The sequence below is a fragment of the Klebsiella sp. KTE92 genome (assembly GCF_000398905.1).
GTDB classification, from domain to species: domain Bacteria; phylum Pseudomonadota; class Gammaproteobacteria; order Enterobacterales; family Enterobacteriaceae; genus Klebsiella; species Klebsiella variicola.
On sequence record NZ_KB976100.1, the window covers coordinates 1,175,512 to 1,196,811 of the forward strand.

At 59.6% G+C, this 21,300-nt stretch carries 16 protein-coding genes and 1 pseudogene; 12 read left to right on the forward strand and 5 right to left on the reverse strand.

What is annotated here, in order from left to right; all coding sequences use genetic code 11:
* Nucleotides 1-8 precede the first annotated feature (8 nt).
* The 4 genes from cadA (at nucleotide 9) to A1WC_RS19525 (ending at nucleotide 6,130) form a co-directional block, all read left to right on the forward strand.
* Nucleotides 9-2,156, forward strand: coding sequence for a lysine decarboxylase CadA (gene cadA / locus A1WC_RS19540; protein WP_012968785.1), 2,148 nt, complete (start codon nucleotides 9-11; stop codon nucleotides 2,154-2,156).
* A 60-nt stretch (nucleotides 2,157-2,216) separates the two neighbouring features.
* The gene (dtpD, locus tag A1WC_RS19535) at nucleotides 2,217-3,692 is read left to right on the forward strand and encodes a dipeptide permease DtpD (protein WP_016160419.1); all 1,476 of its coding nucleotides are present in this window, start codon (nucleotides 2,217-2,219) and stop codon (nucleotides 3,690-3,692) included.
* Nucleotides 3,693-4,023: 331 nt separating this feature from the next.
* Nucleotides 4,024-5,541: a lysine--tRNA ligase gene (lysS, locus tag A1WC_RS19530; protein ID WP_004202393.1), complete on the forward strand. Its 1,518-nt coding sequence runs from the start codon at nucleotides 4,024-4,026 to the stop codon at nucleotides 5,539-5,541.
* Between the two features lie 157 nt (nucleotides 5,542-5,698).
* Nucleotides 5,699-6,130: a cell envelope integrity TolA C-terminal domain-containing protein gene (locus A1WC_RS19525; protein ID WP_012968783.1), complete on the forward strand. Its 432-nt coding sequence runs from the start codon at nucleotides 5,699-5,701 to the stop codon at nucleotides 6,128-6,130.
* A 44-nt stretch (nucleotides 6,131-6,174) separates the two neighbouring features.
* Here A1WC_RS19525 and A1WC_RS19520 read toward each other — a convergent pair whose 3' ends face one another.
* Nucleotides 6,175-6,600 carry a hypothetical protein gene (locus tag A1WC_RS19520; protein ID WP_032691343.1) on the reverse strand — a complete coding sequence of 142 codons (426 nt, stop codon included), beginning with the start codon at nucleotides 6,598-6,600 and terminating at the stop codon, nucleotides 6,175-6,177.
* A gap of 571 nt (nucleotides 6,601-7,171) precedes the next feature.
* Here A1WC_RS19520 and iolE point away from each other — a divergent pair.
* The 3 genes from iolE to A1WC_RS19505 are packed head-to-tail and all read left to right on the forward strand — an operon-like array spanning nucleotide 7,172 to nucleotide 10,302.
* Nucleotides 7,172-8,092: a myo-inosose-2 dehydratase gene (gene iolE / locus A1WC_RS19515; RefSeq protein WP_008805488.1), complete on the forward strand. Its 921-nt coding sequence runs from the start codon at nucleotides 7,172-7,174 to the stop codon at nucleotides 8,090-8,092.
* A complete protein-coding gene (locus tag A1WC_RS19510) occupies nucleotides 8,089-9,261 on the forward strand; it encodes a Gfo/Idh/MocA family protein (protein WP_008805489.1) in 1,173 nt (390 codons plus the stop codon). Before iolE ends, A1WC_RS19510 begins: the two co-directional genes overlap by 4 nt.
* A 9-nt stretch (nucleotides 9,262-9,270) precedes the next feature.
* Nucleotides 9,271-10,302, forward strand: coding sequence for a Gfo/Idh/MocA family protein (locus A1WC_RS19505; protein WP_008805490.1), 1,032 nt, complete (start codon nucleotides 9,271-9,273; stop codon nucleotides 10,300-10,302).
* A 243-nt stretch (nucleotides 10,303-10,545) separates the two neighbouring features.
* Here the strand turns inward: A1WC_RS19505 and A1WC_RS19500 are convergent, their stop codons facing one another.
* Nucleotides 10,546-11,553 (reverse strand): Gfo/Idh/MocA family oxidoreductase, encoded by a 1,008-nt coding sequence (locus A1WC_RS19500; RefSeq protein ID WP_012542555.1) that lies wholly within the window; start codon nucleotides 11,551-11,553, stop codon nucleotides 10,546-10,548.
* Between the two features lie 101 nt (nucleotides 11,554-11,654).
* Here A1WC_RS19500 and A1WC_RS19495 point away from each other — a divergent pair, with 101 nt between their 5' ends.
* The 5 genes and pseudogenes from A1WC_RS19495 (at nucleotide 11,655) to A1WC_RS19475 (ending at nucleotide 17,373) form a co-directional block, all read left to right on the forward strand.
* Nucleotides 11,655-12,674, forward strand: coding sequence for a LacI family DNA-binding transcriptional regulator (locus A1WC_RS19495; protein ID WP_032691136.1), 1,020 nt, complete (start codon nucleotides 11,655-11,657; stop codon nucleotides 12,672-12,674).
* Between the two features lie 430 nt (nucleotides 12,675-13,104).
* Nucleotides 13,105-14,028, forward strand: coding sequence for a sugar ABC transporter substrate-binding protein (locus A1WC_RS19490; RefSeq protein WP_016160421.1), 924 nt, complete (start codon nucleotides 13,105-13,107; stop codon nucleotides 14,026-14,028).
* Nucleotides 14,029-14,060: 32 nt separating this feature from the next.
* Nucleotides 14,061-15,545 (forward strand): sugar ABC transporter ATP-binding protein, encoded by a 1,485-nt coding sequence (locus A1WC_RS19485; protein WP_016160422.1) that lies wholly within the window; start codon nucleotides 14,061-14,063, stop codon nucleotides 15,543-15,545.
* Nucleotides 15,546-15,564: 19 nt separating this feature from the next.
* Nucleotides 15,565-16,587 (forward strand): ABC transporter permease, encoded by a 1,023-nt coding sequence (locus A1WC_RS19480; RefSeq protein ID WP_004152946.1) that lies wholly within the window; start codon nucleotides 15,565-15,567, stop codon nucleotides 16,585-16,587.
* Between the two features lie 176 nt (nucleotides 16,588-16,763).
* A pseudogene (locus tag A1WC_RS19475) lies at nucleotides 16,764-17,373 on the forward strand (hypothetical protein).
* Nucleotides 17,374-17,420: 47 nt separating this feature from the next.
* Here A1WC_RS19475 and A1WC_RS19470 read toward each other — a convergent pair.
* The 3 genes from A1WC_RS19470 to A1WC_RS19460 are packed head-to-tail and all read right to left on the reverse strand — an operon-like array spanning nucleotide 17,421 to nucleotide 21,225.
* Entirely contained in the window at nucleotides 17,421-18,431 is a 1,011-nt protein-coding gene (locus tag A1WC_RS19470) for a LacI family DNA-binding transcriptional regulator (protein ID WP_162542748.1), read from the reverse strand.
* 23 nt (nucleotides 18,432-18,454) lie between these two features.
* Nucleotides 18,455-19,855 carry a sucrose-6-phosphate hydrolase gene (locus A1WC_RS19465; protein ID WP_012968776.1) on the reverse strand — a complete coding sequence of 467 codons (1,401 nt, stop codon included), beginning with the start codon at nucleotides 19,853-19,855 and terminating at the stop codon, nucleotides 18,455-18,457.
* A complete protein-coding gene (locus A1WC_RS19460) occupies nucleotides 19,855-21,225 on the reverse strand; it encodes a sucrose-specific PTS transporter subunit IIBC (protein ID WP_008805497.1) in 1,371 nt (456 codons plus the stop codon). Before A1WC_RS19460 ends, A1WC_RS19465 begins: the two co-directional genes overlap by 1 nt.
* Nucleotides 21,226-21,300: the final 75 nt, after the last annotated feature.

Below are 21,300 nucleotides of genomic sequence, written 5' to 3' on the forward strand. Positions count from 1 at the left end.
ATTTGACTATGAACGTTATTGCAATCATGAATCACATGGGTGTTTACTTCAAAGAAGAACCCATCCGTGAACTGCATCGTGCTCTCGAACGCCTGGACTTCCGTATTGTCTACCCGAACGACCGTGACGACTTATTAAAACTTATCGAAAACAACTCTCGTCTGTGCGGCGTGATCTTCGACTGGGATAAATACAATCTCGAACTGTGCGAAGAAATCAGCAAAATGAACGAGTACATGCCGCTGTACGCGTTCGCTAACACCTACTCGACTCTGGACGTTAGCCTGAACGATCTGCGCATGCAGGTTCGCTTCTTCGAATATGCGCTGGGCGCTGCGGAAGATATCGCGAACAAAATCAAACAGAACACTGATGAATACATCGATACCATTCTGCCGCCGCTGACCAAAGCGCTGTTCAAATATGTACGTGAAGGTAAATACACCTTCTGCACCCCAGGCCACATGGGCGGTACCGCGTTCCAGAAAAGCCCGGTAGGCAGCATCTTCTATGATTTCTTTGGCCCGAATACCATGAAATCCGATATCTCCATTTCGGTTTCTGAACTGGGTTCTCTGCTGGACCACAGCGGCCCGCACAAAGAAGCGGAAGAGTATATCGCTCGCGTCTTTAACGCTGAACGCAGCTACATGGTGACCAACGGTACCTCTACTGCTAACAAAATCGTCGGCATGTACTCCGCGCCGGCCGGCAGCACCGTGCTGATTGACCGTAACTGCCACAAATCGCTGACTCACCTGATGATGATGAGCGACATTACGCCGATCTACTTCCGTCCGACCCGTAACGCCTACGGTATCCTCGGCGGTATCCCGCAGAGCGAATTCCAGCACGCGACTATCGCCAAGCGTGTGAAAGAGACGCCGAATGCGACCTGGCCGGTACACGCGGTGATCACCAACTCAACCTATGATGGTCTGCTGTATAACACCGACTTCATCAAGAAAACCCTGGATGTGAAATCCATCCACTTTGACTCCGCATGGGTCCCTTACACCAACTTCTCGCCGATCTATGAAGGCAAATGCGGGATGAGCGGCGGCCGCGTCGAAGGGAAAGTGATCTACGAAACCCAGTCCACGCACAAACTGCTGGCGGCATTCTCCCAGGCGTCGATGATCCACGTGAAAGGCGACGTAAACGAAGAGACCTTCAACGAAGCCTACATGATGCACACCACCACTTCCCCGCACTACGGGATCGTGGCGTCCACCGAAACCGCGGCGGCGATGATGAAGGGTAACGCCGGTAAGCGTCTGATCGACGGCTCTATTGAACGTTCCATCAAGTTCCGTAAAGAGATCAAACGTCTGAAAGGCGAGTCTGACGGCTGGTTCTTCGACGTCTGGCAGCCGGAGCATATCGATGGTCCTGAATGCTGGCCGCTGCGTTCCGACAGTGCATGGCACGGTTTCAAAAACATCGATAACGAGCACATGTACCTCGACCCGATCAAAGTCACGCTGCTGACGCCGGGGATGAAGAAAGACGGCACCATGGATGACTTCGGTATTCCGGCGAGCATCGTGGCGAAATATCTCGACGAACACGGCATCGTGGTTGAGAAAACCGGTCCGTACAACCTGCTGTTCCTGTTCAGCATCGGTATCGACAAAACCAAAGCGCTGAGCCTGCTGCGTGCGCTGACCGACTTCAAACGCGCGTTCGACCTGAACCTGCGGGTGAAAAACATGCTGCCGTCGCTGTACCGTGAAGATCCTGAATTCTATGAAAACATGCGTATTCAGGACCTGGCGCAGAACATTCACAAACTGATTGAGCATCACAACCTGCCGGACCTGATGTTCCGCGCATTCGAAGTGCTGCCATCGATGGTGATGACCCCGTATGCCGCGTTCCAGAAAGAGCTGCACGGTCAGACTGAAGAGGTTTATCTCGAAGAGATGGTCGGCCGCGTCAACGCCAACATGATCCTGCCGTATCCTCCGGGAGTGCCGCTGGTGATGCCGGGTGAAATGATCACCGAAGAAAGCCGCCCGGTGCTGGAGTTCCTGCAGATGCTGTGCGAAATCGGCGCCCACTACCCGGGCTTCGAAACCGATATCCACGGCGCCTATCGTCAGGCGGATGGTCGTTACACCGTTAAAGTGCTGAAAGAAGAAAACAACAAGTAATAGACGCACACCAGGGAAGTGGCTTGCCACTTCCCTTTTTTCACGCTGCAAGGAGAACCTATGAAAACACCCTCACAGCCGCGCGCGATTTACTACATCGTTGCGATCCAGATCTGGGAGTACTTCAGCTTTTACGGCATGCGTGCCTTACTCATCCTTTATCTCACCCACCAGCTTGGCTTTGACGACAGCCATGCCATCAGTCTGTTCAGCGCCTACGCATCTTTAGTTTACGTTACCCCTATTCTCGGCGGCTGGCTTGCCGACCGCCTGCTCGGCAACCGCACGGCGGTGATTGCCGGGGCGCTGTTAATGACCCTCGGCCACGTGGTGCTGGGCGTCGAGTCGACCTCCGCATGGAGTCTGTACGTCGCGCTGGCGATCATCATCTGCGGCTACGGCCTGTTCAAATCCAATATCAGCTGCCTGCTCGGCGAACTGTACGCTCACGACGACCCGCGTCGCGACGGCGGTTTCTCGCTGCTGTACGCCGCCGGCAACGTCGGGTCGATCGCCGCGCCCATCGCCTGCGGACTGGCGGCGCAGTGGTACGGCTGGCATATCGGCTTTGCGCTGGCGGGGATCGGCATGTTTATCGGCCTGATGATTTTCTTAAGCGGCAGCCGCCATTTCCGGCATACCCGCGGCGTCGATAAACCGGCGCTGCGGGCAGTGAAATTTGTGCTGCCGACCTGGGGCTGGCTGCTGGTGATGCTGTGCCTGGCGCCGGTGTTCTTCACGCTGCTGCTGCAAAACAACTGGTCCGGCTATCTGCTGGCGATCGTCTGCCTGTTCGCCACCCAGATGGTGGCGCGGATCATGATCAAAGCCCCGGAGCATCGTCGCGCGCTGTGGCAGATCGTCCTGCTGATGCTCGCCGGAACGCTGTTCTGGGTGCTGGCGCAGCAGGGCGGGAGCTCGATTAGCCTGTTTATCGACCACTTCGTCAATCGTCGCCTGCTGAACTGGGACGTGCCAACCGCGCTGTTCCAGTCGGTCAACGCGGTGGCGGTGATGGCGGCCGGCGTGGTGCTGGCGTGGCTGATGCGCCCGGAAGGCAGCGTGCGTTCGGTGCTGCGCGTCTGGCTGAAATTCGCTTTCGGCCTGCTGCTGATGGGCGGCGGCTTTATGCTGCTGGCGCTCAATGCCCGCCACGGCGCGGCTGACGGCCAGGCCTCGATGGGCATGATGGTCGCCGGGCTGGCGATGATGGGCTTTGCCGAACTGTTTATCGACCCGGTGGCGATGGCGCAAATCACCCGTCTGAACATGCCCGGCGTCACCGGGGTGTTGACCGGGATCTATATGCTGGCCACTGGCGCGGTGGCCAACTGGCTGGCGGGCGTGGTGGCGCAGCAAACCACCGAATCGCAAATTAGCGACACGGCGATTGCCGCCTATCAGCATTTCTTCTCGCAGATGGGTGAATGGACCCTCGGCTGCGTGGTGGTGATGGTCGTTATCGCCTTTGCCGCGGCCTGTAGTGTGGGCAAACGCCGTGCGGCTGCCGGTGAAGTTACCGGCGGCGGCGCCTGACGCTCGTCCCGGCTGGTGGCGTAAACGCCTTATCCGGGCCGCGATTCGTAGCCCCGGTAAGCGCGGCGCGACCGGGGGTATTACATCAACAGCGGAGCGCGAAGTCGCTCCTTGCACAGCTTAGTGAACAGGAGGAGGATATTCTGGCATGCGCGGAGGCCAACGATAAAAAATACCGTTACTGAAGCCATAGCTGAGTGAGATCAGCTTGGAGTGAATCCAGGATCGTTAAGATTGTGCTCTGGTGTCTTCCCAGAGACAGGCCGCGCGGAAGGGTGACCTGGTTCAATTTATCGAAGCTAGTTTGAAAGCAAGGTTATGAGGAATCCATATGTCTGAACAACAAGCACAAGGTGCCGATGAGGCCATTGACCTTAATAATGAACTGAAAACTCGTCGCGAAAAACTGGCTGCACTGCGTGAGCAGGGCGTAGCCTTCCCCAACGACTTCCGTCGCGATCATACCTCTGACCAATTGCATGCTGAATTCGATGCGAAGGATAACGATGAACTCGCTTCCCTGAACGTTGAAGTTGCGGTGGCTGGCCGGATGATGACCCGCCGCGTGATGGGCAAAGCCTCTTTCGTCACTCTTCAGGACGTCGGCGGCCGCATTCAGCTGTACGTGGCGCGCGATGACCTGCCGGAAGGCGTCTACAACGAACAGTTTAAAAAATGGGACCTCGGCGATATCATCGCCGCCCGCGGCAAGCTGTTCAAAACGCAAACCGGCGAACTCTCTATTCACTGCACCGAGCTGCGTCTGCTGACCAAAGCCCTGCGCCCGCTGCCGGATAAATTCCACGGCCTGCAGGATCAGGAAGTCCGCTATCGCCAGCGCTATCTGGATCTGATCGCCAACGAAGAGTCACGTCATACGTTCCGTATCCGCTCGCAGATCCTCGCGACCATGCGCCAGTTCATGGTGGCTCGCGGCTTTATGGAAGTCGAAACCCCGATGATGCAGGTGATCCCTGGCGGGGCGTCCGCCCGTCCGTTCATCACCCATCACAACGCGCTGGATCTGGATATGTACCTGCGCATCGCGCCGGAACTGTATCTGAAACGTCTGGTGGTCGGCGGTTTTGAACGCGTGTTTGAAATCAACCGCAACTTCCGTAATGAAGGGATCTCGGTACGCCATAACCCAGAGTTCACCATGATGGAACTGTATATGGCGTATGCGGACTACAAAGACCTGATCGAACTGACCGAGTCGTTGTTCCGCACCCTGGCGCAGACGGTGCTGGGCAAAACCGAAGTGCCATATGGCGACCAGGTGTTTGATTTCGGTAAGCCGTTTGAAAAACTGACCATGCGCGAAGCAATCAAGAAACACCGTCCGGAAACCAACATGGCGGATCTGGATAACTTCGACGCGGCGAAAGCGCTGGCGGAATCTCTCGGTATTCAGGTAGAGAAAAGCTGGGGTCTGGGACGTATCGTCACCGAAATCTTTGACGAAGTGGCGGAAGCGCATCTGATTCAGCCAACCTTCATCACCGAATACCCGGCGGAAGTTTCCCCGCTGGCGCGCCGTAACGACGTCAACCCGGAAATCACTGACCGCTTTGAATTCTTCATTGGCGGCCGCGAAATCGGTAACGGTTTCAGTGAGCTGAACGATGCCGAAGATCAGGCGCAGCGCTTCCAGGATCAGGTGAACGCCAAAGCGGCGGGCGATGACGAAGCGATGTTCTATGACGAAGACTACGTCACCGCCCTGGAGTATGGTTTACCGCCGACCGCGGGTCTGGGTATCGGTATCGACCGCATGGTGATGCTGTTTACCAACAGCCATACCATCCGCGACGTGATCCTCTTCCCGGCCATGCGTCCGCAGAAGTAATCCGTTGCACTCCCTCCCGGCCTGCGCCGGGAGGTCCTCCCTGCATTATCCCCATCCTGTCTTTTGCCCTGCTTTATGAACCGCTAACCGCTATTTATCGGGATGTTTTGCCGTGGCCAGACGCGCGACAATAGTGACCATTTCGCAAGGAGACGCTATGAGCAAATTTGGTATTGCCCTCATGACCGCGGCGGCTATTAGCCTGCTGAGCGGCTGCCAGGCGGCGAAGGAGAAGCATCCGACGCAGGAGGAACTGATCCGCCAGATGCAGCAGCGGGCCGCGGCCCCGGATACGCACACACTGCCGCCGGGCAAAGCCACGCAGGATCAACTGATGCGCTACGCCTTCACGCTCAGAGAGGCGGTTATGGTTCAATTGCCCAACAGCGCACGCTACCAGGGGAAAATATGCTCCGTGCGGCTGTCGCTTAACCGCAGTGCAAAACTGACCGGACTGCAGCAGGAGGGGGGCGATCCGGCGTTCTGCGCGGTAGTGACCGATGCGGTACTGCGCACGACCTTCCCGCCCTTTGCCAGCGAAGGGGTCTACCAGATCTTTAACCATCCGCTACTGGATTTTAAGCCTTAGCGCACCCGGCTTTCCGCCCCCGCCGGATGGCAGGGGCGGGGAGATTACTGCACTTTTTGCAGGGAGCCGCGCTGGCTGCCGTTTGTCCAGCTGCCGTTAAAGGCGTTGTTGAGGGTAAAGGCTGAGCTTTTCACCCGGAAAGTCAGTTTACCCTGGCTGGCTTTCGCCGCCTCGACCAGATGACCATGGGTTTTCACCGTTTTAGCGGTGACGGTAATCTCATCAATTTTATCGCCATACTCCGTATAAACATACCAGGTGCCCACCCAGGGGCCGAAGCCGCTGCTGGCCTGCTGCGCGGCGGCGGCATTCTCGGCTTTGGTTTTATGAATATCGCAGGTGGTCCCGTCGGTCATCTGCGTGCAGCCGGAACGTTCAAGCTGTTCCCGGTATTTCGCGCTAATGGCGTGGGCCGGCGCGGCGGCGACCAGCGCCAGGGTGAGGGTGGTGAAAAGCCAGGTCTTATTCATCTTATTGTTTCTCATCGCGATAGCGGCGTGCATGGTCATAAAGGTTGATACACATTGGTGCATTCTCCCGGTGCGTCAGAATAAATATAACCGCAGCCATTCCTGATAAATAACTAGCAGGAAGGAGATGGGTTATTTATTGGTAAAACATCATTACCCTGATTTTATTTATCACTGTACCTTCCCGCTGCATGTCATATTATTGCAGAGAGAATGTTAAGTAATTGATGTTTTAAAAGTGACTATTTGTCACTTACGCAAATAACAGCAGGCCCGGCCTGGGCGCGCGGCTAAAGCCCGCGCCGGTGCGGTGTTGAGTTTTTTTCATATTGCTATCATCATATTTCGAATGAAAGGGATAACCTCTGAAGCGGGTTATTAAGCCAGTAATTTTTAGCCGCAAAATAAGCCGGCGGCAAGCATTATTTCCATTTATTTTTCAGGGTTACCTGAAATAGCGGATATATCGCCAGCGCAATGATGGATTTCCATCATTTCTCCGTTTTCATCGTCGGTCGTCGCCTGCTTATAGTGACGCCAGACAAGACCACAGGGTGAAAAGGAGAACAAGATGGCGACAGAGCATCTGCAGTGGGGCGTGAGCCCCCTGTGCTGGACCAACGATGTGCTGGAGGATTTAGGCGGCGATATCCCCCTGGATACCTGCCTGCGCGAGGCGCGGGAGGCGGGCTATCAGGGCATTGAGTTAGGACGGAAATTTCCCCGCCAGGCAGAGACGCTGGGCCCGCTGCTGGCGGCGGCTGACCTGCGCCTGGCGTCCGGCTGGTACAGCGGCTTGCTGGCCGAGCGCAGCGTGGAAGCGGAGCTGGAGGCGGTGCGGGAGCACGCGCAGCTCCTCCGGCAGCTCGGCGCGAGGGTGATGGTTTACGGCGAGTGCGGGCAACTGCCGGGTGAAACCCCGCTTGATGAGCCTATTTCACTCTCGCCGCCGTTAAGCCGTGTCAGCCTGGCGGCGTATTGCCACAAGCTAAATACCTTTGCCGACCTGCTGCTGCGCGACTATGGCCTCCAGCTGGCCTATCACCATCATCTGATGATGCTGGTGGAGCACGATGACGAGCTGGAGCGGTTTCTGTCCCATACCCATGACAACGTCGGGCTGGCGTTTGATACCGGACACGCCTTTGTCGCCGGGGTCGAGATCCCGCGCGTGCTGCAAAAATATGGCCACCGTATCCGCCATCTGCATCTGAAAGACGTCCGTCCGCAGGTGCTGGGGCGTCTGTATCGTGAAAACCTGAGCTTTAACGAGGCGGTGCGCGCCGGGCTGTTTACCATCCCCGGCGACGGCTGCATCGACTATGCGCCGATCCTCGACTTCGTCCGGCGCAGTGACTACCGCGGCTGGCTGATTATCGAAGCCGAGCAGGACCCGGCGATGGCGCCGCCGCTGGCCACCGCCCGCCGCGCCTATGCCTGGCTGGCGCACCATTTATCTTCCCCTTCACCGTCAGAGGAGCACGCAGCATGAGCGCGCGGTTAAATATCGGTCTTATCGGCTCGGGTTTTATGGGGCAGGCACACGCTGACGCGTACCGTCGCGCGGCCATGTTCTATCCCGATCTGCCGAAGCGCCCGCATCTCTACGCGCTGGCGGATCAGGATCAGTCGCTGGCTGAACGCCATGCGGCGAAACTGGGGGCGGAAAAGGCCTACGGCGACTGGCGCGAGCTGGTAAACGATCCGCAGGTTGATGTGGTGGATATCACCTCGCCGAACCATCTGCACTACACAATGGCGATGGCGGCGATCGCGGCGGGTAAACATGTCTATTGCGAGAAGCCGCTGGCGGTCAACGAGCAGCAGGCGCAGGAGATGGCGCAGGCGGCACGGCGCGCGGGGGTGAAGACCATGGTGGCCTTTAACAACATCAAAACGCCGGCGGCACTGCTGGCAAAGCAGATTATCGCCCGGGGCGATATTGGCGAACCGGTGCGCTTTCGCGGCACCTTTGATCAGGGGTTTTATAACGACCCTAACCTGCCCTGGTCCTGGCGCTGCTCGAAAACCCTCGGCGGCAGCGGGGCGCTTGGCGACCTTGGCGCCCATACCCTGTCGGTCGCCCAGTTTTTGCTGGGCGGGATCCGCGAAGTGACCGCCAGCGCGCAAACCTGCCTGCGCCAGCGTCCGGTGCCGCAGCGCGATGCCGGGTATGCCAGCCGGGTCGCGGCCGATGCCGAGTGGCGGGAAGTAGAAAATGACGATCAGGTTCAGTGCCTGGTCAATTTCGACAGCGGCGCGGCGGGAGTGATTGAGGCCTCGCGCATCGCCGCCGGGCGGATCTTCGGCGTGTTCTGGGAGGTTTCCGGCACCGAAGGCACGCTGTATATGGACGGGGAGCGCTTTAACGAACTGCAGGTATATCGCTTCAACGATGATAAACACGACCGCGGCTTTAAGACGCTGTATGCCGGGAGCCAGATCCCGGCCTATGCCGGCTTCTTCGGCTTCGATTTTGGCGGCGGTGGGCTGGGCTATTTTGACGTCAAGGTGATCGAAGTGCATGACCTGGTGCAGGGGATTTGCGGGGAGGGCGACTGCTATCCCAACTTCGAATTTGGTTTGCAGAATCAGCGCGTGCTGTCGGCGATTGAAGCCTCGATGGTCAGCCGCCGCTGGGTGAACGTGGTTAAAGACTAAGGAGCCGCTATGTTTCCCTCACACTTACCGATCCCGCGCCGCCCGGCGGCGCAGAGCATTCCCTCCCTGCGCTGGGGCATTATCGGTCCTGGCTGGATCGCCGAGCGCTTTGTTCATGCATTGAAAACCTACAGCCGACAGCAGGTGGTGGCGGTGGCCTCCCGCAGCCAGGCGAAGGCCGAGCGGGTGGCCGCGGAATGGGGGATCCCCCAGGCTTACGGCCAGGTGGAGGAGATGCTGGCGCGCCCGGATATTGATGCGGTGTACATTGCGACGCCGCACAACCATCACTTTCCTGACGGCATGCAGGCGCTGAAGGCGGGTAAACACGTGCTGATTGAGAAGCCCTTCGCGCTCAACCTCGGCGAAGGGCGTGAGCTGCAGGCCGAAGCCGCCCGCCAGGGGAAGCTGGCGCTGGAGGCAATGTGGTGCGATTACGCGCCGAAATATGATGTGATCCGCCAGCTGCTGGAGGATGGGGCGCTCGGCGACCTGCATACCCTGCTGGCCGATCACGGCGAGTATTTCACCTCCGACCACCGCATCTTCAATGCCGACCTTGCCGGCGGGCCGATGATGGACCTCGGCAGCTATTTGACCTCGTTTGCGCTGATGGTGGGCGGCATGCCGCAGGAGATTGTCGCCCGCGGCAGCGCCACGGCGGAGGGGCTTAACGGTCAGACGTCGATGCTGTTTAGCTGGCAGAACGGGATGCAGGGGTTGTTAAACACGACGTTGTTCAGCAACACGCCGGGCGGGGCGGTGGTGGCCGGACGCCAGGCGACCCTGACGATCGACGGTCAGTTTTACGCCCCTGGCGGCTTCACACTCGCCGCCAGCCAGGGCGGGCAGGCGCTGCGCTGGGAAGAGCCGCGCAATCGCTACGACCAGCTGTTCTGGCAGGCGGAGCATTTTGCCTGGTGCATCGGGCAGGGGCTGCGGGACTCGCCGCTGCGGCCGCTCAGTCGGGTGCTGCAGAATCTGCAGGTGATGGATGAGGTGCGGCGCCAGGTGGGCGCGGTGTTTAACGAAGAACGCTAAGGAGCCGGCCGGGCTTTGGTTTGCAGATAGCGCGAGCGTATCTGCCATTGCCCGGCAAAAGGACGCGTACGATGCCTGATGTCTGTTGCCCGGCGGCGCTGCGCTTGCGCGGGCCTACGATTTTACTTCAACAGTTTGATATTAAAGCATATTAATGCCAGTGTTATGTAGGCCGGGCAAGGCATCGCCGCCGCCCGGCATAAAGGCTGGTACAGCGCCTGATGGCGGTTGCCACGCAACCACTCAGCGACAGTCGTCGACGGCGACAAACTGGCCATGCTGCAGGGACTGAACCGCCGCTTCGGCAATGGCCTGCGCCTGCAGGCCGTCCAGCAGGCCGGGCAGATCGGCCACGGTTTCACCATTCAGGGCGCGAATAAAGGCGTCAAGATGCTGGTAATAAGATCCCTGTACCCGGCTGAACCAGTCCGGCCACAGGCCAGGCTCAATGCGCTGATTGCCGCGCCACAGGGTAGGGCCCGCCGGCGACTGGCTACCGGACTCCAGCGCGCCTTCGGCGCCCAGCAGCGTGATCCGTTCATCATACCCGTGACCGGTGCGGCGGGTGTTGTCCAGCTGCGCCAGCGCGCCGCCGCGCATCTGCATCATCAGGATGGAGGTGTCGACATCGCCAAATTCGGCAATGTCCGGCAGGGCCAGCGCCGCGCCCATCGCCGCCACGGTACGCACTTCATCGCCAGTGAGAAAGCGCAGGAGATCGAAGAAGTGGATCGCCTGATCGCGCATCTGGCCGCCGGAGCTGCGCAGATAGTCGAGCGGCGGCATGGTGGAGGCGCGGCAGACCATCTGCACCAGCTCGACCCGGCCGATCAGCCCTTGCTCCAGCTGGCGGCGGAGCTGCTGATGGCTGCTGTCGAAGCGCCGGTTAAAGCCGACAGTCACCGGCACGTTCAGGGGGAGCACCCGCTCCACCACCTCACGGGCGCGCGCCAGGGAGAGGTCGATCGGTTTTTCGCAATAGACCGCCTTGCCCGCCCGGGCGGCGGCTTCCAGCAGTTCGGCATGCGACGGGGTTGAACTGGCGATCAGCACCGCGTCGATGGCGTCGCTATGGATCGCCTCGCTCACTGTCACCGCCCGGGCGCCATAGCGGGCGGCCAGCGCCTGGGCGCGCTCCGGGGCGGCATCGGCCACCATCGTCAGCGCACTTCCTTCATGACGGGCAAGACTGGCGGCATGAACCTGACCGATAAAACCACTGCCTACCAGGGCAAAACGTTTGCAGATCATTTTTTTCTCCAGAATGGCGAGGGGACGTTGCCACCATAATCGGTTTGCTAAACTCACTGACACTGCCGTTTTGATGGATTTCCATCATGAAGAGAGGGGCGATGAAAAACATTTCACTGGCGGTGCTGGCCAGACAGATTGGCGTCGGCGTGGCCACCGTTGACCGGGTGCTGAACGAACGCGGCGGCGTATCGCCGCAGACCACCCGCAAAGTGCTGCAGGCGGCGCGCGAGGCGGGGCTGAAGCGGATCCTGCCGGAGGAGCACCGCTTTCCCTGGCAGGTTGAGGTCTTTCTCAGCAGCAATGACTCGTTCTTCTTTCCCCAGCTGGCGCAGGATTTTGCCGCCGTGGCGGATAGCCTCGGCTATCGCCGTCTGACCCTGCACCGCACCTTTGTCCCGGAGTCGCAGCCGACGACCCTGGCCCGGCGCATTGTGCGCAGCTGCCAGCAGCGTCAGGGGATCATCGTCTTCGGCAATGACCATCCCGCAGTGCACGACGCGCTGCGCCGCTGCCGGGAGGCGGGCGTCCCGGCGATCACCCTGGCGACGGACCTGCCCGGCGCCGACCGACTCTGCCACGTGGGGATCAATCAGCTGCAGGCTGGCCGCACGGCGGGGTTAATGCTGGGGAGGATGACGCCGCGGCCCGGCGAGGTGCTGATGGTCAGCGGCCGGCAAGATTACAGCGCGCATCGCCTGCGCATTCAGGGGTTTCGCGAGGTGCTGAGCCAGCGCTTTCCCCACCTGCAGCTCAGCGACGTGCTGGCGGGTGAGGAGCGGCGGGAGCAGATCACCCGCCTGCTGGAACAAGCCCTGTGCCGCAGCCGGAATATTGTTGGGATCTATAACACCGGGCTTGGCAATACCCAGATTGCCGAGGCGCTGGCCCGCCACCGCCGCGAAGGCGACGTCTGCTGGATCACCCATGAGCGTTACAACACCACCCGGCAGCAGCTGGCGAAGGGGAGTCTGGCGTTAACGCTCGATCAGAACACCCGCCAACACGCCCAGCTGGCGATCGACCTGATGCTGCGCCATCTGGAGTCCGGCTACCAGCCGCAAACCTATGCCGACGGTAAAGTCGACTTTATCCTCTACAGCGCCGAAAACGTCGACTGAGTCGGTCGGCGTATCCCCTCCTGACCGCATGACTATCCCTGGCGGGTAAATACCCGCCTGGCGGGGAAGCGATCGCGTCAAAGCGTTGTCTGCCTCTCATTTTTCGCTCATTTATGCGGCAATGTTAGATGTCTGTCAAAATTCTGTTACTGCATAGTTTTAAAATTTTCATTTCAGTTATTTACTTATAAAAGTTTCAAATGTCTTGTTAATGAAATAAATGGTCTGAAATCCAGGTTGCGGCGTAAATGGACTAACGTTTCAAAAAAGTGATGAAAAAACAGCCGTAATTTGTGATTTAGATCACGATGGAGTGCGAGAGGTGCCGCAGCGTCGTCGATATCACAGCAGACATTTGCCGCAACGTAACTGAAATTAATTTTTCATTTTGTTTCATTCACCGGCGTACCTACAAAATCAAGGATCAACTATGAATATTAAGAAAACGATTGTTGCCTCTTTGTTAGCCTGCATGCTGCCTGCGGTGGTTATGGCAAAAGACGTCTCTATTGGCGTCTCCATGGCGCTGTTTGACGATAACTTCCTGACGATCCTGCGGACCTCGATGCAAAAAGAGATGAAAAAAGACGGCGTTAAATCGCAGATCGAGGACGCAAAAGGGGATGTCTCCCAGCAGCTGCAGCAGGTGCAAAACTTTATCGGTCAGGGGGTGGACGCCATTATCGTCAACCCGGTGGATACCAATGCGGTGAAACCGATTATGGATCAGGCCAGCAAAGCCGGGATCCCGCTGGTGTTTGTGAACCGCCGTCCGCAGGCGGAGCTGACCGACAAGATGGCCTATGTGGGGTCGGATTCCATTCTCGCCGGCCGTCTGCAGATGGAAGCGCTGGCGAAAGCGATGAACGGTAAGGGCAATGTGGCGATCCTGCTCGGCGACCTGGCGAATGAGTCCACCCGCGATCGTACCAAAGGGGTGGAAGAGGTGGTGGCGAAATACCCGAACATCAAAATCGTCCAGAAGCAGACCGCGAAATTTACCCGCAATGACGCGGTGGACGTGGTCAGCAACTGGATGACCAGCGGTGAGGATATCCAGGCCATCGCCTCCAACAACGATGAAATGGCGATCGGCGCCCTGCAGGCACTGGGCAAAAACCCGAACCATATTCTCATCGCTGGCGTGGATGGCACTCCGGATGCCCTGCAGATGCTGAAGAGCGGCAAAATGATCGCCACCATCTTCCAGGATGCGAAAGGCCAGGGTGAAGGCGCAGTCGACGCGGCCATCAAGCTGGCGAACGGCGAGAAAGTGGAAAAAATCATCGACGTGCCGTATCAGCTGATCACCAAAGAGAACATGGCTGAATTTACCAACCGTAATCAGAAATAGTCCTGGCCAACCCGTGGTACGGAGGTGGATGTATGAACGCTTTTGCACTTGAAGCCGAAGGTATCAGTAAGTTCTTCCCCGGCGTGAAGGCGCTCGATAATGTCTCATTGCGCGTGCGTCCGGGAACGGTGCATGCCCTGATGGGCGAGAACGGCGCCGGTAAATCCACGCTGATGAAGTGCCTGATCGGTATCTATCGCCCCGATAAAGGGTCGATTCGCGTGAAAGGGGAGCCGGTGGAGTTTACCGACACCATGGATGCGTTGCGCTCGGGGATCTCGATGATCCACCAGGAGCTCAATCTGGTGCCGCATATGACGGTGGCGGAGAATATCTGGCTGGGGCGCGAGCCGATGAAGTACGGCTTTGTCGACCACGGCCAGCTGACCCGCCAGACCCAGGCGCTGCTGGACAAGCTTAATATCCGCTTAACCGCCGACCGGCTGGTGGGCGAGCTGAGCATCGCCGCCCAGCAGATGGTGGAGATTGCCAAAGCAGTCTCGTGGAACGCGGATATCGTGATCATGGATGAGCCCACTTCGGCGCTGACCGAAGGCGAGGTGGCTCACCTGTTCACCATCATCCGCGACCTGCGCGCCCAGGGTAAAGCGATCATCTATATCAGTCACAAAATGGATGAGATCTTTGCCATTACCGATGAGATCAGCGTGTTTCGCGACGGCACCTGGGTGGGGAGCAAAAACACCACCGAATTTACCCGGCAGTCGCTGATCACCCAGATGGTGGGCCGCGAATTAACCCAGCTGTTTCCGAAATTTAATAACACCATCGGCGAAGAGGTGCTGACGGTGCGCAACCTGACGCGCCAGGGCGTGTTCCATGACGTCAGCTTTACTGTACGCCGCGGTGAAATCCTTGGCGTGGCCGGGCTGGTGGGCGCCGGGCGCAGCGAGGTGATGGAAAGCCTGTTCGGTATGGAGCGCTTCGACAGCGGCGAAGTGCTGATCGACGGGGCACCGGTGACCATTGATTCCCCCTCCGTGGCGATTGAAAAGGGGATGGCGTTATTAACCGAAGACCGCAAAAAGTCGGGCCTGTTTCTGGTGCTGTCGGTGCTGGAAAATATGAGTATCGTCAAAATGCCGGAATATATCGGCAAGAGCGGTTTTGTCCAGCACGTGAAAATGGCCGAAGACTGCATGGAGCAAATTCGCCGGCTCAATATTAAAACGCCGACGATGGATCAAATTATTAATAACCTCAGCGGGGGGAATCAGCAAAAAGTCCTGATTGCGCGCTGGCTGTTAGCGCAACCGAAAATCTTAATTCTCGATGAGCCGACCCGCGGTATCGACGTCGGGGCGAAGGCGGAGATTTATCATCTGATCAGTGAACTGGCGAATCGGGGGGTGGCGGTCATTATGGTCTCCTCTGAGCTGCCGGAAATCCTTGGCATGAGTGATCGGGTTATGGTGATGCATGAAGGCCGTATCACCGGCATCCTGGAAAAAGACGAAGCCGACCAGGAAACCATTTTGTCGTTGGCATCCCATTGAGGCACAGAGAATGAGTAATATGAAATTAACGGCGGCTCCGGCCAGCGAGGGTTCCTCCTTCTTCGCTAATTTGCGGCATAAAATGCCGAAAGATACCGGCATCTTTGTGGTGATGCTGGTGATTGCCCTGACTTTTGAAATTGCCGGCTGGTATGTTCGCGACCAGTCGTTCCTGCTCAATACCAACCGCCTGGTGCTGATTGTGCTGCAGGTGGCGATCATCGGCATCATCGCCGTCGGCGTCACCCAGGTGATCATCACCACCGGGATTGACCTCTCCTCCGGCTCGGTTATCGCCCTTGCGGCGGTGGTGGCGGCGAGCCTGGCGCAAACTTCCGACAGCCTGTCGCCGATGTTCCCGGCGCTGGTCAACCTGCCGGCGGTGATCCCCATTTGCGCGGGGATCGGCGTCGGCCTGCTGTGCGGGCTGACCAACGGTTTTCTGGTGACGCGGACCGGTATTCCGCCGTTTATCGCCACCCTCGGGATGATGGTTTCGGCGCGCGGTCTGGCGCAGTATTACACCCAGGGCAACCCGATCAGCTTCCTCTCCGACAGCTTTACGGCGATAGGTCAGGGGGCGATGCCGGTGATTATCTTCTTCGTGATCGCCGCCGTGTTTCACATTGCGCTGAAGCATACCCGTTATGGCAAATATGTGTATGCCATCGGCGGCAACATGACCTCGGCCAAAGTGTCCGGCATCAACGTGAATAAGTACCTGGTGATTGTCTACACCATCGCCGGGGCGCTCTCCGGGCTGGCGGGGGTGGTGCTGGCAGCGCGCGTCAGCAGCGGCCAGTCGAGCATGGGGATGTCCTACGAGCTGGACGCGATTGCCGCCGCGGTGATCGGCGGCAGCAGCTTAATGGGCGGGGTGGGGCGCATTACCGGCACCCTGATTGGCGCGATGATCCTTGGTCTGATCAAAAGCGGTTTTACCTTTGTCGGCGTCGATGCCTACGTGCAGGATATTATTAAGGGCATCATTATCGTCGCCGCGGTGACCATCGACATGCGTCGCAACCGGAAAAAACACTAATCTTATCAACGGGCGGCTGCGGCGAAGGATGTCGTTGCCGCCCGTCCTGTCCAGAAATAAACAAAATACGCCCCGCCAGGCGCGGCCTGTCTGTTTTGCCCACGCGGCTCATCCTGTACAGTTTTGCCACCTATTCGTCAGGGGGCCCATGCGTGGCCTCCGGTTTCTGGAGTCGTATGAATACACCATCCGTCGTCAAATCCTCGCCGCTCTGGCGACCGGCAAGCAGGGGCATTATCGTCACGCTGATCGCCGGACTGGCGATCCTGGCGCTCGGTCGGGGCGTGAATTTGCCGGCCAGAGAGGTTTACCGTGAGATGCAGACCCGCCAGCTGGAGGAAGATGCGCAGTGGGTGGCGCAACGCCTTGAGCGGCGAATGAACACGCCGGCGCCGCAGCGGGAAGCCGCCTGGCCGTTGGCGGCGATGCGCGCCGAACTTCATACCCTCGCCCGGCAGCGGCATTATCAACTGCTGCTGGTGAATGGCGACGGGCATCTGCTGGCGGCGTCGCATGCGCTGCCGGCCAGCGTACTGGCCCAGGTGCAGGCGCAGTTCCCCAGGGAGATGCAGCCGCCGCTGTTCGGCAGCCACTACCAGACTATCCAGCCTTTCGCCCCGCACCAGCGGATGTTAACCCGCGCGCTGAACGGCGAGGCGGGGCTAACGGGCTGGAATCTGGTGGTGCTGGCGCCGGACGGCGGATTGCCCTCGTTACTGATGGCTTACCGCTGGCCGGTGACGATCGGCCTGGGCATGCTGTTTGCCGGTGCGCTGCTGGCGGTGAGGCAGGCAGCGCGCGCCCGGCGAAAACGCTAATTGCCGACGGCACCGTCAGGGATGGCGAAACTGCAGGGTGGCGGGGAGGTAGCGCTGGAGCGGCTCCGGCGCCTGGCCGTCGATCAGCTGGCTGAGCAGATCGTAGCAGTGCCAGGCCAGCTGGCGATTATCCTGCTGCACGGTATCAATGCGCAGGGAAAGCGAATCATACAGGTAGTGATCGTCGAAGCTGGCGAGATGAATATTGGAGTCCAGCAGATGATGCTGGCTCATGTAGCGCAGGACCCCTTCGAGCAGTCCGCAGGCCGCGGTAAATAAGGCCTTCGGCGGACGTCCCAGCCGCGCGCAGAGCGCCGCGAACATCTCATACCCGGAGCTGGGGTGGTAGTTACCGTTGATCACCCACTCAGGGCGCAGCGTGACCCCCACCTGAGCCAGGCCTTGCGTGAATCCCGCCAGCCGGTCGCGCGACGGCGACAGCCGCGGCTGGCCGCCGAGAAACCAGAATTCGTCCGCATGCTGAGGCGCAATGCGGGAGATCAGCTCGGCGGTTGGCGTCACCGAGTCGGTCATCACCAGCGGCAGGGCGCTGTCGCTGGGGGAGCGGTCAAAAAGCACCACCGGCAGCTGTTCGCTGAGCTTCAGGTAGTCGGCATCGCTGTGCATGCACGAGGCGACGATCAGCCCGTCGACCTGGCGGGCAATCATATTATTGACCACCACGCTCTCCTGGCCGGGGTTTTCGTCGGTGCAGGAGATAAGCAGCTGCACGCCAGCTTCCCGGCAGAGCGTCTCAAGCTCATGGGAGAAAACGGCAAACCCGTAGTTGGTGATCTCCGGTACCACCAGGCCAATGGTATGGCTGCGGTTATCGCGCAGCGAGCGCGCATGAATGCTGGGCTGATAGTGCTGCTCGCGGGCGATCGCCAGCACGCGCTCGCGCGTCTCTTGCGCCACGCGCAGCTCTTTGCCACGGCCGTTGAGCACCAGACTGGCGGTCGCTTTGGAGACGCCCGCCAGTTCGGCGATATCTTTGATAGTTACGCGTTTGGTTTTCATCACCACTCAGGAGCCTGAAAGCAAAACGCTTATACTACCATGCATGGCCGCAGCAGCCAGCGGCAGAATGCCACCGGCGTCGCACCGCTGAAGATTAACTGCCCCGGATAGCCCGGGAAGAAGCGGCTGCTCATCACCCCTTCGCCATCGTTGATGAAAATTTCCACGCTGGAGCGGTCGATAAAGATCCGCAGGCGCCGCGCTTCGCCGCGCCAGTAGCGGTGATGCATCTCGGCGGTCTGCAGCCCGCGGCGCGACAGACGCAGGCCGTCACGGTTGACGGTAAGCTGCAGGGCGCCGGCAAAGTCCAGCCCCAGCGTGCTGTTGGGGGCGATGTCAAAGGCCAGCTCCATCGGGGCGAGGGGCAGGGTCTGCCCGCGCCAGCCCTGGGCTTCCTCGCGCAGAGCGGCCAGCTCGCGCAGCGGGCGCTGATACAGGGTGCCCGCCTGCCACTCCAGCTCGCGCACGCAGGTCATCTGGTGGATCCATCCCTGTGCGCGGGTGGGTTGATGCATCTCTTCCCCGTCCGGGACGCCCATCCAGCCGACCAGCAGACGGCGGCCATCCTCGGCCAGCATGGTCTGCGGCGCGTAGAACTCAAACCCGCTGTCCAGCTCGTGCAGCGGGCCGTGGTCGAAGGTGCCGCGTTCGGCGTCGAAGCGGCCTGCCATCCACACCGCCGGATAGGTATTGAGAAAGCGCTGCGCTTCACGGGCCAGCCCCTGCGGGCAGCAGATCAGCAGGTGGGTATCCGCCAGCGGAAAGAGATCCGGGCACTCCCACATATAGCCGCCGTTCGCCAGACCGTTAACGCCATGTCCGGCGATCTCGCCCACCAGGCGCCACTCCCGCAGATCGCTGGCGGTGAACAGCAGCACTTTACCGTGCTGTTGCAAATCCTGCGCGCCGAGGACCATGTACCAGCACCCGTCCTGCTGCCACACCTTGGGGTCGCGTACATGGCCGGTGTAACCGTCAGGGAGCGGCAGCACCGGCCCCAGCTTGCGGAAGGTGCCATCGGCATTCTCTGTCGCCAGGCACTGCCAGGCGGTACGCCCGCCGTCGGGGAATTTCACGTTGCCGGTGTAGCACAGGGTCAGGGCGCCCTCGAACTCGACCGCGCTGCCGGAGTAGCAGCCGTTGCGGTCATACTCTTCGTCCGGCATCAGGGCGATAGGTTCATGCCGCCAGTGCAGCAGATCGGCTGAACTCCAGTGTCCCCAGCACTTATAGGTATGGTCACAGGCGAGCGGGTTCCACTGATAAAACAGGTGGTAACGCCCGGCGACCTGGCAAAAGCCGTTGGGATCGTTCAGCAGTCCGCTGACCGGCGCCAGATGCCATTGCGGATAATGGCTGTCGGCCAGCGCCTGCGGCTGGCCCTGCATAACGGCCTGCAGGATCGCAGGCAGGCGTGACGGTAATGACATTATTCAGCGTCCGTTTTGTATTTCAGCGTCAGAGAGAGCATGAAGGCCACGGCGAAGGCGATCGCCATTCCGATAATGTAGTTCAGCAGCGAGCTGGCCTGCACGATGGCCATCCCCGGGATCGCCGTCAGGCCCACCGCGGTCATATAGACGTGCATTGACACCACCCAGGCGCCGCCGGCGGCACCACCGACCAGCGCGGCGATGAACGGCTTCACAAAGCGCAGGTTAATCCCGAAGATTGCCGCTTCCGTGATCCCCAGCATCGCCGAAAACGCCGACGGCAGGGTGATGGCTTTGATTTTGGCATCTTTGGTTTTAAACCACACCGCAAAGCAGGCGCCGCCCTGAGCGACGTTGGCCATCGCCCAGATCGGCAACAGGAAGTTGACGCCAATCGATGGGTTGCCCAGCAGACCCGCCTCGATGGCATGGAAGCTGTGATGGATACCGGTAATGACGATCACCGAGTAGAGGCCGCCGAACAGCAGGCCCGCCAGCCAGCCGGCGTGGCTGATAAGCGTGCTGAGGATAAACGAAATACCGTCGCCGAGCGCGCGACCGGCCGGGCCGATCAGCAGCAGGGCGATAAAGCCGGAGATAATCACCGTCAGGAACGGGGTGAGGATCAGGTCCAGCGCGTCAGGGATAACGCGGCGCAGCCGTTTCTCGACCATGCTCATAAACCACACCGCCAGCAGCACCGGGAAGACGGTACCCTGGTAGCCGATCATCGCCACTTCGATGCCGAAGAAATTCATGGTGTGGAAGCCGGCGGCGACGCCCCAGGCGTTGGTCAGCGCCGGGTGGGTGAGGATCCCGCCAAGGGTCGCGCCCAGATAAGGGTTACCGCCAAATTCGCGGGCGGCGGTAAAGCCGATCAGGATCGGCAGAATGATAAACGCTGCCGAGCTGCACATATCCAGCATGATATAGATAGCATTGCTCGGGTCGACCCAGCCGTAGGTTTTCACCATCCCCAGCAGGCCCATCAGCAGGCCGGAGGCGACGATGGCGGGAATGATCGGTACGAAAATGTTGGACAGCAGGCGGGCGATGCGCTGGAACGGGTTCAGCTTTTTCGCGGCCAGGTCGGCGGCTTCGGATTTGCTTGATTCGCTGATGCCTGCGGCCTGGATAAAGGCGGCATAGACTTTATTGACCACCCCGGTGCCGAAGATGATCTGCATCTGTCCGGCATTGCGAAAGCAGCCTTTCACCCCGTCGATTTTGCCAATGGCCTGTTGGTCGGCGAGCGCGTCGTCGACCAGCACCAGCCGCAGGCGGGTGGCGCAGTGCGCGGCGCTGGCGATATTTTCCTTGCCGCCCAACAGGGGAAGCAGTGAGCGGGAAATCTGATCAAAATCCATAGTACCCTCTGAATGCATGATGATATGGCGTGGGCGGTGCCGGCCGTGGCAGGCACCGCGAACCTTATATTTATG

Bases quoted from the DNA above. Each gene is read 5' to 3' on its own strand.
- cadA (WP_012968785.1), top strand. From the start codon at position 9: ATGAACGTTATTGCAATCATGAATCACATGGGTGTTTACTTCAAAGAA.
- dtpD (WP_016160419.1), top strand. From the start codon at position 2,217: ATGAAAACACCCTCACAGCCGCGCGCGATTTACTACATCGTTGCGATC.
- lysS (WP_004202393.1), top strand. From the start codon at position 4,024: ATGTCTGAACAACAAGCACAAGGTGCCGATGAGGCCATTGACCTTAAT.
- A1WC_RS19525 (WP_012968783.1), top strand. From the start codon at position 5,699: ATGAGCAAATTTGGTATTGCCCTCATGACCGCGGCGGCTATTAGCCTG.
- A1WC_RS19520 (WP_032691343.1), bottom strand. From the start codon at position 6,600: ATGAATAAGACCTGGCTTTTCACCACCCTCACCCTGGCGCTGGTCGCC.
- iolE (WP_008805488.1), top strand. From the start codon at position 7,172: ATGGCGACAGAGCATCTGCAGTGGGGCGTGAGCCCCCTGTGCTGGACC.
- A1WC_RS19510 (WP_008805489.1), top strand. From the start codon at position 8,089: ATGAGCGCGCGGTTAAATATCGGTCTTATCGGCTCGGGTTTTATGGGG.
- A1WC_RS19505 (WP_008805490.1), top strand. From the start codon at position 9,271: ATGTTTCCCTCACACTTACCGATCCCGCGCCGCCCGGCGGCGCAGAGC.
- A1WC_RS19500 (WP_012542555.1), bottom strand. From the start codon at position 11,553: ATGATCTGCAAACGTTTTGCCCTGGTAGGCAGTGGTTTTATCGGTCAG.
- A1WC_RS19495 (WP_032691136.1), top strand. From the start codon at position 11,655: ATGAAAAACATTTCACTGGCGGTGCTGGCCAGACAGATTGGCGTCGGC.
- A1WC_RS19490 (WP_016160421.1), top strand. From the start codon at position 13,105: ATGAATATTAAGAAAACGATTGTTGCCTCTTTGTTAGCCTGCATGCTG.
- A1WC_RS19485 (WP_016160422.1), top strand. From the start codon at position 14,061: ATGAACGCTTTTGCACTTGAAGCCGAAGGTATCAGTAAGTTCTTCCCC.
- A1WC_RS19480 (WP_004152946.1), top strand. From the start codon at position 15,565: ATGAAATTAACGGCGGCTCCGGCCAGCGAGGGTTCCTCCTTCTTCGCT.
- A1WC_RS19465 (WP_012968776.1), bottom strand. From the start codon at position 19,855: ATGTCATTACCGTCACGCCTGCCTGCGATCCTGCAGGCCGTTATGCAG.
- A1WC_RS19460 (WP_008805497.1), bottom strand. From the start codon at position 21,225: ATGGATTTTGATCAGATTTCCCGCTCACTGCTTCCCCTGTTGGGCGGC.